This window comes from Streptomyces sp. SID14436 (genome assembly GCF_010548465.1).
Lineage (GTDB): Bacteria > Actinomycetota > Actinomycetes > Streptomycetales > Streptomycetaceae > Streptomyces.
Genome location: NZ_JAAGMD010000630.1, coordinates 1 through 10,166, shown reverse-complemented (window position 1 = coordinate 10,166; position 10,166 = coordinate 1). Strand labels below are relative to the sequence as shown.

The following is a 10,166-nucleotide window of genomic DNA, read 5'->3' as shown; positions in this document are numbered from 1 at the left end:
TACAACACCATCGGCTTCTTCGCCCCGCACAACGCCTACGCGGCGTCGGGCAGTCGCGGCCAGCAGGTCACCGAGTTCAAGGAGATGGTCAGGACCCTGCACGCGGCCGGGCTGGAGGTGATCCTCGACGTCGTCTACAACCACACCGCCGAGGGCAACGAGAAGGGCCCCACGCTCTCCTTCCGCGGCATCGACAACTCCTCCTACTACCGCCTGGTGGACGGCGACTGGCGCCACTACTACGACACCACCGGCACCGGCAACAGCCTGCTGATGCGCCACCCCTACGTCCTCCAGCTGATCATGGACTCGCTGAGGTACTGGGTCACCGAGATGCATGTCGACGGCTTCCGCTTCGACCTCGCGGCGACCCTGGCCCGGCAGTTCCACGAGGTCGACCGGCTCTCCGCGTTCTTCGACCTCATCCAGCAGGACCCGGTGATCAGCAGGGTCAAGCTGATCGCCGAACCCTGGGACCTGGGCGAGGGCGGCTACCAGGTGGGCAACTTCCCCCAGCTCTGGTCGGAGTGGAACGGCAAGTACCGGGACGCCGTACGGGACTTCTGGCGCGGCGAGGACCACACCCTCGGCGAGTTCGCGTCCCGGCTGACCGGCTCCGCCGACCTGTACGCGCACAACCGGCGCCGCCCGCGCGCCAGCGTCAACTTCGTCACCGCGCACGACGGGTTCACGCTGCGCGACCTGGTGTCCTACAACGACAAGCACAACGAGGCCAACGGCGAGCACAACCGGGACGGCGAGAGCACCAACCGGTCCTGGAACTGCGGCGTCGAGGGCCCCACCCGCGACCCCGCCGTCCTGGAGCTGCGGGCCCGCCAGCAGCGCAACTTCCTCGCCACCCTGCTGCTGTCCCAGGGCATCCCGATGCTCTCCCACGGCGACGAACTCGGCCGCACCCAGCGCGGCAACAACAACGCCTACTGCCAGGACAACGAGCTCTCCTGGATCGACTGGCGGCTCGACGCCGAGCAGCGGGACCTGCTCGACTTCACCCGGCGCCTCATCGCGCTGCGCGCCGCCCACCCGGTGCTGCGCCGGCGCCGCTTCTTCCTCGGCGAGACCGTGCGGCACGCCGGCCAGCCCCTGCCCGACCTGGTGTGGCTGCTGCCGAACGCCCAGGAGATGACCGACGACGACTGGCGGCGTTCCGACGCCCACTCGGTGGGCGTCTTCCTCAACGGCGACGCCATCGCCGAGCGCGACCCCCGGGGCCGGCGGCTGGTCGACGACTCCTTCCTGCTGCTGCTCAACAGCCACTGGGAGCCGGTGGGTTTCCGGCTGCCGCCCAAGGCGTACGGCGAGCGCTGGACGGCGCTGATCGACACGGCCGACCCGGAGGGCACCCCGGACGAGTCGGAGTACAAGGCCGCCACCCGGCTGACCGTCGGGGCCCGGAGCCTGATGGTGCTCTCCCGGCCGCCCCGCGGCGAGGGCTGACCCACCACGGTCCCACCACGCCCCGACCCACGGCCGGCGGCGCGCCCCTCGCGCGGGGGCCCGCCGCCGGCCGTGGTGCGCCCGCCGTCGTCCGGGGTCAGCGTCGCCGTCGGGAGGTGACCGTGAACCGGGCGCCGTCGTTGTCGCGCAGCACGGCCTCGTCCTCGCTCTCGGAGAGCACACTGCCGCCGTGCCGCTCGGCGGCCCGCGCGCAGGCCGCGACGTCGGACACGGCGAAGTGCACCCGCCAGTGCGGCCGGATCGTCGGGTCCGGCGCCGACTCCAGGGCCCCCGACTCGATGCGCGCCACGACGTCGCCGCCGCTGCGCAGCACCACCTCGTCGCTCTCGTAGCGCACCTCGCACAGGCCCGGGCCCTGCGAGCCCCAGTCGAAGACCTCGCCGTAGAAGATGGCGGCGTCGAAGGCGTCCCGGGTGTGCAGCATGATGGAGACCGGCTGGGCGCGATGCCAGGTCAGCCAGTCGGTGAACAGCTCGCCCTCCCAGATCCCGAAGGTCGCCCCGTCACGGTCGGCCAGCAGCGCCGCCCGCCCCGGCGGCAGCGACAGGGGGCCGACGGCCAGGGTGCCGCCGCGTTCCTGCACCCGGGAGACCGCCTCGTCGGCGCTGCGCACGGCGAAGTACGGGGTCCAGGCCACGGCCATCCGCCACATGGTGGCGACCGCCGCGATCCCGGCCACGGGCGCCCCGTCCGCCAGGGCGACCCGGAAGGACTCGCCCAGCCGGGCGGGCCGCCATTGCCAGCCCAGGACGGCCCCGTAGAACTCCTCGGTCGTCTTCACGTCGCGACTGGTCAGACTCACCCAGCAGGGCGCGCCGTACACGGAGTGCGTCGAGACGACGTCCGTCGCGCCGGTGGGGGAGGGCATGTCGTGGTTCATGGAAGTCGTGTCCTGATCTCTTCGGCCCGGCAGCCACCGGAATGACACCAGTGTCCGGCCCGGACCGCCTCGGGCGCCTGCCGAGTACCCCGGCGGCACTGCCGAAACGAAGATCCGGAAGGCTCCCGTCCGGCCCCGGTGGCAGAGGGCGGGACGAGTGGCGACGATGGAGGGGCCGGACACTGGGTGAAGGAACTCAAGCACTCTGCGACGGCATCACGACGGCGGCACACCGGATCCGGAGGTGACCATGCCCACGGACGGGGGCTCGGACCGCATACTCCAGTTGGAGGAAGAGGTTCAGCAGCTCAAGGACGCCGTGGTCTCCCATGCGGTGGTGGACCAGGCGATCGGCATGATCGTCGCCCTCGGACGGGTCTCCCCCGACGAGGGCTGGACCGTGCTCCGGGAGGTCTCCCAGCGCACCAACATCAAACTCCGCAACGTCGCCGACCTGATCCTGGTCTGGGGGCGGACGGGGCTCCTGCCGCCGGAGGTGCGCGCGGAACTCGAGGACGCCCTGGACCGCCTGGGCCCCACCCGCGTCCCGGGGTCACCCCCCGACGCCTGATCGGGGACATCCCGGTCCGGACGGCGGCCGTGCCCCGCCCGTACCCCGCTTCGCCCGTCAGCACCCCTCGGACAGCAGTTCGGCCCGCAGCTGGGCGAAGCAGCCGCTCAGCAGCCGGGACACGTGCATCTGCGAGATCCCGAGCCGCTCGGCGATGTCGCTCTGCGTCATCCCGCGGAAGAACCGCAGGTACAGGATGACCCGTTCGCGCTCCGGCAGCGCCTCCAGGCACGGCCGGGCCGCCACCCGGTCGACGACCTGGTCGTAGGCGGGGTCGGGGGCGCCGAGCGCGTCCCCCAGCGCGTAGCCGTCGGTGCCCGGCATCTCCGCCTCCAGCGACAGCGCGGTGAAGCACTCCAGGGCCTCCGACCCGGTGCGCACCTCGTCCTCCGTCATCCGGGCGTACGCGGCTATCTCGGCGACCGTCGGGGCCCGGCCGGGTGTGGTCTGCGCGAGTTCCTTCACGGCGGCGCGCACCCGGTTGCGCAGGTCCTGCACCCGCCGGGGCACGTGCAGGGTCCACATGTGGTCCCGGAAGTGCCGCTTGATCTCGCCGGTGATGGTCGGCACCGCGTACGCCTCGAAGGCGCGCCCGCGCGCCGGGTCGTAGTGGTCGACCGCCTTGACCAGGCCCAGCGCCGCGACCTGGTACAGGTCCTCCAGGGTCTCCCCGCGGCCCCGGAAGCGGACGGCCAGCCGCTCCGCCATGGGCAGCCAGGCCGCGACCAGGGCGTTGCGCAGGTCCTGGCGTTCCGGGCCGTCGGGGAGCCGGACCAGCCGCGCGAAGTCGGCGGCCGTGTCGGGGGCGTCGTCGTGGGGATGCGGCTTCGTCGTGCTGCCGGCGATACGCGTCATGCGCACCTCCCTGAGCAGGTGCCGGGGGACAGACACCGGGGAGGCGCGGGGCTCGGACCACGGGAGGACCCGGGACCCGGCGCGCCGTTCCCGCGGACGTGCCTCCTGTCCGAAGCACTGAGCATTCCTTTCCCGTGGCCCGCCATTCCGAAACGGTCCGGAAAGCGATATGCGGAAAGACCGGGAAAAGAAAACAGCGCCGCACACGGTGTGGAATCGCGGGAATTCGAAGTGTGAAATTCCGGGGGCGGGCCCGGCGCCCCGCGGCGCGCGCGTGCGGGCCCCCGCGCGGTCACGCCGGCCGCGCGGACGGCGCTCCCCCTCCGGACGTGATGTGCGGCACGCCCCGCACGGGCCCCGGGGCGCGGTCCGGCGGATCCCTCCAGCGCAGCGCTTGATCGTCGATTCCATGGGGCGAACTGCCTGACCACGCCGCATTCTGCCCATTTGACAGTGCGCTGAGCCCACAGATAGGAAGCTGCCACAGAAGTCGAGAGGTGCACTGTGTACGAGCCGAACGTGGTCGGGGACTGGCAGGAGTACGACGAGCATGCCGGTCTGCGGGTCCGCGTCCACCGTCTGGAAACGGGCGAACCGCCGCGCGGACGCGACGAGGCCGCCGAAGGGCTGACGTACTTCAGTGTCCGCGTGACCGTCGAGAACCGCGGACGGCGTGCGGCCGGAATTCATCTCGAGGACGGCCAGATCGACGTGCGGATCGGCCCCGACGGAGAAAGCGCCTTCATCGACTGGCGCAACTCCCAGTTCATCGAGGGATTCGACGTCTATCCGCTGCGCCGCGCCACCGCCGTCGTGTACGCGGCCGGGCGCGAGGCGGCCCTGACCCATGTCGACGTCCAGGTCCAGCTGCGCGTCGACGAGGAGTGGACGGCCCGCCGGCTGTGGACGGGCGGCGTCGGCGTGCACGAGAGGTCCCCGGGCGCACCCGCGGCCGCCGGCCGGGAGAGCCTCGCGCAGCAGGTCAGCGTCTTCCTCCAGGACCAGGCGGAGGAGGGGACCGCCTGACGGGGGCGTCCGCGCCGCCCGCGGGAGCCGGGCGGCACCCGGACTCCCGCGGACGGACCGGCGTTCAGCCGTTCGGGTCGAAGGGGACGCCCGACGGCTTCGCCTTGGCCAGGTGGGAGGCGAAACTGCCGTCCTTCAGCCCGAAATGGGCGCTGCCGAAGTCGTGGGAGACCAGCTTCTCGCGCAGCCCGGGCGGATAGCCGTCCCAGCCGACCAGGGCCGGGTACTGCCAGGTGCCCCGGTGGTTCTCCGGCGGTTCGTCGCGCGAGGTGGCGAGGCGGAAGCAGTGCGTGCTGATGCCGTCCTTGTGGTACACGACCTTCGGATGCGTCCCCTCGAAGCGCACGGCCGAGCGGGCGTGGATCGTGAACGAGCCGTGGTTGGACGTCGCGACGTACTCCACCGTGCCGTCGCGCACCCACACCACCACGTGCTCCCAGTCGTGGCGGTGGCCGCCGAGGCTGACGCCCGGCAGGGCCTGGTCCTTCTCGAAGTAGAGGGCGTAGACGACGGCGCACCAGCCGTTGTTGCACGCGGAGCGCGCGTAGCCGTTGGTGTTCTCCAGGTCGGAGGCGTCCCGGCAGTCGCCGTTGAGGGCGCCGGTCGGCTTGAGCCCGGGGTTGACGGAGCCGTCCGGACCGATGGCCGGGGAGGCGTAGCAGCCGTCCTTGTCGTAGTCGTAGGCGGGCTGGAAGGTCCGCTCCAGGTCGTTGGCGTCGGCCGGCAGGGCCGGGGGCGGCGCGGCGAAGGCGGTGGCGGGGAAGGCCAGTACCAGCGCGGCGGCTCCGGCGAGTCCGGTCAGCCATCTCCTGCGGTGGGTCCGGGACGTGCTCGACGACACTGCGTCCTCCTCTTGGTCCGGGCGCAGCCCAACGGCTGTGGGGGGCAAGGGCGTTCAGCATCGCGGCTGGACGCTCCGGTGCCAAGAGGCTTCTGTCGTACGGTCGTTGAGGATGAGCGGGATCCGCTCGGATCACACCGCGTCGTCCGGAATGTCCGCGGCCGAATCCTCGGGCGCCAGGTCCGGCCGCAGGCGCAGCCAGGACGGCTGGCGCAGCCGGCCGTCCCGGGTGCGGGTGCTGTAGCGGACCTCGCCGACCAGCCGGGGCACCACCCAGTGCGCGCCCGGCACCGCCGGCACTGGGTCGAAGGGGCACACGTCGGTCGCGGCGGCCCGCAACAGGCCCGCCAGCTCCGTCCGTTCGTCCTCGCTCCAGCCGGTGCCCACCCCGCCGACGTACCGCAGCCGTCCCGCCGCCCGCTGACCGACGAGGACGGCACCCGGCAGCCCCGTGAGCCGTCCCTTGCCGGGCAGCCAGCCGCCGATGATGACGTCCTCGCTGCGCATGTTGCGGATCTTGATCCACGCCCTGGACCGCACCCCCGGCTCGTACACCGAGTCCAGCCGCTTGCAGACCAGGCCCTCCAGCCCGTGCTCGCGGGTGGCCCGCAGGGCCTCGGCGCCGTGCCCCACCAGTGCGGCCGGGGTGGACCACGACGGCCCGGCGAGACCGAGCCCCTGAAGTTCCTCGCGGCGCCGCGTGTAGGGCAGCCGCAGCAGGGACCGGCCGCCCAGGTGCATCACGTCGAAGAGGATCAGGTGGACGGGGACGGCAGCGGCCCGCCGCGCCGCCCGGCCGGGGGCGTGCGCCAGCCCCATGCGGGACTGGAGCAACTGGAAACTGGCGCGCCCCTGTTCGTCCAGGGCGAGGATCTCGCCGTCCAGCACGGCGGGGGTGCCGCCGAGGGCGTCCGCCAGCGGCAGGAGTTCCGGGTACGCGCCGGTGATCTCGTGCCCGGAGCGGGCGCGCAGGACGATGCCGCCGTCCCCGGGCAGGTACACCACCACGCGCTGGCCGTCCTGCTTGGTCTCGTACGCCCAGCGGGCGTCCGCCGCGGGGGAGGGGAGGGTGCCGGGCGTGGCGAGCATGGGCGGAATCAGCGGCAGGGTCACGGGTCAGTTGTGAACGCCCGCCCGCGCCGCCACGCGCGTCACCCGGCGCATTCGCCCGAACGGCGCCCCGGGGGACCGGCCGGGGACGGCCGGAGGAGTCACCGGGCCCGGAGCCGTCGTCCCGGCCCCTCTCCCGGGGCCGGGGCGGAGGGAACGGCGGCCGGGTCCGGCGGGGCCGGCGCTCACTTACCGTCCGGTAGGGTTGCGGGTCAGGTCTTCGGAGGAGGAACCGTGCCCCGGTCACCCCGCTCGCCCCTGCCGCGCTCCGGCCGGCCGGCCGCCGGTGCGCTGCCGCCCCGCCCCGGCACCGCCTCGCCCGAGTCCGTCCGCCGGCGGGCCGCGGAGGGCGCCGCGTGAGCGGGCGGGTCGCGGTGGGCGACACCGTCGGGGACTTCGCCCTGCCCGACGAGACGGGCACCGAACGCAGGCTGTCGGAACTGCTCGCCGACGGACCCGTGGTGCTGTTCTTCTACCCGGCCGCCCTGACCTCCGGCTGCACCGCGCAGGCCTGCCACTTCCGGGACCTGGCCGCCGAGTTCGCGGCCGTCGGCGCCCGGCCGGTCGGCGTCAGCGGTGATCCCGTCGAGCGGCAGGCGGAGTTCACCGGGCGGCACACCCTGGGCATGACCCTGCTGTCCGACGTCGACGGCACCGTGCGGGAGAGGTTCGGTGTGAAGCGGGGCTTCGCCGTGGCCCCCACCAAGCGGGCCACGTTCGTCATCGCCCCGGACCGCACCGTGCTCGACGTGGTGCGCAGCGAACTGCGGATGAACGCGCACGCGGACCGGGCGCTGGCCGCCCTCCGCGCGCACCAGGGCTGAGACCGGGCGGGGACCCGGTCGCGCGGGCCCTCCGCCGTCCGCCGCTCAGCTTCCGCGCTCGTCCGCGGCGACCTGGGCCAGGGTGCGGCCCGACATCGCCGAGCGGGCCCGGCGCGGGTCGGGCGCGCCCCGGCCGCGGCCCCCGACCCGGGCCTTGCGCACCAGCAGCCACGCCTGCTCCCCGTCGCCGTCGCCGCGGAAACGGGTGAGGGCGTAGACCCCGCTCAGCTTCCGGCCGTGCAGCCGGAAGGTGGCGTGCCCGCGCCGCAGCGACTCGGCGAAGTCGACGGGCCGGCCCCGGCGGTCGTGGCTGAGCGGCTCGTAGGTGCCGAGGTCCCAGACGATGACCGTGCCGCCGCCGTACTCGCCCTGCGGGATCACGCCCTCGAACTCCTCGTACTCCAGCGGGTGGTCCTCGGTGGGCACGGCCAGCCGCTTGTCCCGGGGGTCGGCGGACGGACCCCTCGGGACGGACCACGACTTCAGCACGTCGCCCACCTGGAGCCGGAAGTCGAAGTGCATCCGGCGCGCGTCGTGGATCTGCACGACGAAACGGGGCTCCGCCTTTTGTTTCGCGGCCCGGCCCCGCGGCTCGCCGGTCCGGCCGAAGTCCCGCTTGGCGTGGTAGTCCCGCAGCCGGTCGCCTTCACCCACGGTGGTGCTCCTCTCCGTGCCGGGCCGTCCCCGCGCGGCGTCCGGGTACCCGCGCGGCACCCTCAGAACTCCTCGTGCACCTCCGGGTCGCCGCCGATGCGGCGGTGGGCGCGGTCGGAGAGCGTCCGCATCTGGGCGTCGTCCAGCGCGAAGCCGAACACGTCCAGGTTCGCGCGCTGCCGTGCGGGGTCGGAGGACTTCGGCACGGGCAGCGCCCCGAGCTGGACGTGCCAGCGCAGCACGGCCTGGGCGGGCGTCACCCCGTGGGCCTCCGCCACCGCGGCCACCGCCAGGTCGTCCAGCAGCTTCGAGCCGCGGCCGAGGGGGCTCCAGCTCTCGGTCAGCACCCCCTTGGCCGCGTGGTGGGCGCGCAGGTCCTCCTGCGGGAAGTACGGGTGCAGCTCGATCTGGTTGACCGAGGGCAGCACTCCCGTCTCCCGCTCCAGCCGCCCGATGTGGTCCGCGGTGAAGTTGGAGACGCCGATCGACCGCACGAGACCCCGCTCCCGCAGGTCGATCATCGCCCGCCAGGAATCCACGTACCGGTCGACCCGGGGGAGCGGCCAGTGGATGAGGTACAGGTCGACGTACTCCAGGCCGAGCCGGGCCCTGGACTCCTCGAAGGAGGCGAGGGTCTCCTCGTAGCCGTGGTGGCGGCCCGGCAGTTTCGTCGTCACCACGATCTCCTCGCGGGGTACGCCCGCCCGGGCGACGGCGCGGCCCACACCGGTCTCGTTGCGGTAGTTCGCCGCCGTGTCGATCAGGCGGTAGCCCGTCTCAAGGGCCGTCGTCACCGCCCGCTCGGCCTCCGCGTCGTCCATCGGCCAGGTGCCCAGGCCCAGGGCGGGGATCGTCGTGCCGTCGTTCAGCGTGTGGCTCGGGATGTCGCTCACGGGGGACCTTCCGGTGGGGGTGTCGTCCCTCCAGCCTCGGGGACGTGCCGTGGGGCGCTCAACCCGGGCGGGTCCGCCCCGGGCGTCGCCGCCCCGCCGGCCGGTGATGAGCCGCCGTCACTCCGCCGCTCCGGGCAGCGGAATGGTCACCTCGTCCTCCACCGGCGGGTCGATCTCCTGCGCGCGGTTGCCGGTCGCGGCGTAGCAGCGCAGCCGGACGGCGTCGGGGCCGACGTCCAGCCGCAGGAAGCTCTTGAAGAACGGCGGGCGGTACGTCGCCGAACCCGGCGAGAACAGCTGCGTGTACAGCCGGCGCACCGGCAGCCGGAACCGTCGGGTCCGGTCGGGCCGGCGGCCGGTGCCCAGCAGGCCCGCGACCAGCCGCATGCGCCGGGTGACCCGGGCGGGCGCCCCCGGTGCCCGGGTCGGGCCGATGCCGAGGCGCTCCGCGATCACGGCGGCGGCCTCCGCCTCGGTCAGGGCGAAGAAGCGGGGCAGCCGCAGCCGTCGTCCGTAGAGCGCGCTGTAGAAGGCCAGGGAGTCGCCGCGCAGCGGATAGCAGCGGAAGTCCCGCTCGCTCACCCCGGCCACGTCGACGCGCGGGATGGTGTGGGTGGCGTGGGTGAAGGCACCGCCGCCGCCCGCCACCACGTACTGCAGGGTGCGGCCGTCGGGCAGCCGTACGGGGTAGCGCTGGTAGTTGTGGATGTCGCCGCCGATCGCCGCGACGAAGCGGTTGTCCGGGTCGCGGACGATGTCGTCGACGGTGCCGCCGCCCTCGATCGGGCAGGGGCGGTACCGGCCGTCCACGTACAGGGGCGAGCCGGTGACGAGGATCTTCGGGCGGGGCCCGCGCGCGACCTCGCGCAGCCAGGCGCCCTGCTCGGCGTCGAGGGTCCCCAGCAGTCCGGTGTCGATGCCGATGACGCGTACCGGCCCGGCGTCGATCGCCCAGTACGGGCCGGGCTGGACGGCCCGCTGCCCGGGGGCCGACCGCAGCGCGCGGGCCTCGTCGAGGCGCCGGCCGTCGTCG

Annotated in this window: 11 protein-coding genes and 1 pseudogene; 5 read left to right on the top strand and 7 right to left on the bottom strand. The window is 73.7% G+C overall.

Annotated features, from left to right (window positions below):
* A partial coding sequence (glgX, locus tag G3I53_RS22460; protein WP_164438703.1) for a glycogen debranching protein GlgX occupies positions 1-1,458 on the top strand: 1,458 nt, incomplete at its 5' end.
* A gap of 97 nt (positions 1,459-1,555) precedes the next feature.
* On the opposite strand, the gene G3I53_RS22455 is transcribed toward glgX, so the two are convergent.
* Entirely contained in the window at positions 1,556-2,359 is an 804-nt protein-coding gene (locus G3I53_RS22455; RefSeq protein ID WP_031101786.1) for a VOC family protein, read from the bottom strand.
* 250 nt (positions 2,360-2,609) lie between these two features.
* On the opposite strand from G3I53_RS22455, the gene G3I53_RS22450 reads away from it, so the two are divergent.
* Positions 2,610-2,930, top strand: coding sequence for an ANTAR domain-containing protein (locus G3I53_RS22450; protein WP_203591628.1), 321 nt, complete (start codon positions 2,610-2,612; stop codon positions 2,928-2,930).
* 57 nt (positions 2,931-2,987) lie between these two features.
* Here G3I53_RS22450 and G3I53_RS22445 read toward each other — a convergent pair whose 3' ends face one another.
* On the bottom strand, positions 2,988-3,785 hold the full coding sequence (locus tag G3I53_RS22445; protein ID WP_203591629.1) for an RNA polymerase sigma factor SigF: 798 nt from the start codon (positions 3,783-3,785) through the stop codon (positions 2,988-2,990).
* A gap of 504 nt (positions 3,786-4,289) precedes the next feature.
* On the opposite strand from G3I53_RS22445, the gene G3I53_RS22440 reads away from it, so the two are divergent.
* The gene (locus G3I53_RS22440; protein ID WP_031101789.1) at positions 4,290-4,811 is read left to right on the top strand and encodes a hypothetical protein; all 522 of its coding nucleotides are present in this window, start codon (positions 4,290-4,292) and stop codon (positions 4,809-4,811) included.
* Between the two features lie 64 nt (positions 4,812-4,875).
* Here the strand turns inward: G3I53_RS22440 and G3I53_RS22435 are convergent, their stop codons facing one another.
* Together G3I53_RS22435 and ligD are read right to left on the bottom strand one after the other, a co-directional pair.
* A complete protein-coding gene (locus G3I53_RS22435; RefSeq protein WP_031101790.1) occupies positions 4,876-5,652 on the bottom strand; it encodes an NPP1 family protein in 777 nt (258 codons plus the stop codon).
* 132 nt (positions 5,653-5,784) lie between these two features.
* Positions 5,785-6,765 carry a non-homologous end-joining DNA ligase gene (gene ligD / locus G3I53_RS22430; RefSeq protein ID WP_164339026.1) on the bottom strand — a complete coding sequence of 327 codons (981 nt, stop codon included), beginning with the start codon at positions 6,763-6,765 and terminating at the stop codon, positions 5,785-5,787.
* Between the two features lie 231 nt (positions 6,766-6,996).
* Here ligD and G3I53_RS34430 point away from each other — a divergent pair, with 231 nt between their 5' ends.
* Both G3I53_RS34430 and G3I53_RS22425 read left to right on the top strand, forming a co-directional pair.
* Positions 6,997-7,122: a hypothetical protein gene (locus G3I53_RS34430; RefSeq protein ID WP_275406517.1), complete on the top strand. Its 126-nt coding sequence runs from the start codon at positions 6,997-6,999 to the stop codon at positions 7,120-7,122.
* Complete coding sequence (locus G3I53_RS22425) at positions 7,119-7,586, top strand: peroxiredoxin (protein ID WP_164339098.1); 468 nt, start codon at positions 7,119-7,121, stop codon at positions 7,584-7,586. The genes G3I53_RS34430 and G3I53_RS22425 overlap by 4 nt, the downstream gene beginning before the upstream one ends.
* Before the next feature lie 45 nt (positions 7,587-7,631).
* Here G3I53_RS22425 and G3I53_RS22420 read toward each other — a convergent pair whose 3' ends face one another.
* The 3 genes and pseudogenes from G3I53_RS22420 to G3I53_RS22410 all read right to left on the bottom strand — a co-directional run.
* The gene (locus tag G3I53_RS22420) at positions 7,632-8,240 is read right to left on the bottom strand and encodes a DNA polymerase ligase N-terminal domain-containing protein (protein ID WP_164438702.1); all 609 of its coding nucleotides are present in this window, start codon (positions 8,238-8,240) and stop codon (positions 7,632-7,634) included.
* Positions 8,241-8,302: 62 nt separating this feature from the next.
* Positions 8,303-9,133 carry an aldo/keto reductase gene (locus tag G3I53_RS22415; protein WP_164335027.1) on the bottom strand — a complete coding sequence of 277 codons (831 nt, stop codon included), beginning with the start codon at positions 9,131-9,133 and terminating at the stop codon, positions 8,303-8,305.
* Between the two features lie 117 nt (positions 9,134-9,250).
* Positions 9,251-10,166, bottom strand: a pseudogene (locus G3I53_RS22410) (metallophosphoesterase); the annotation flags it as partial.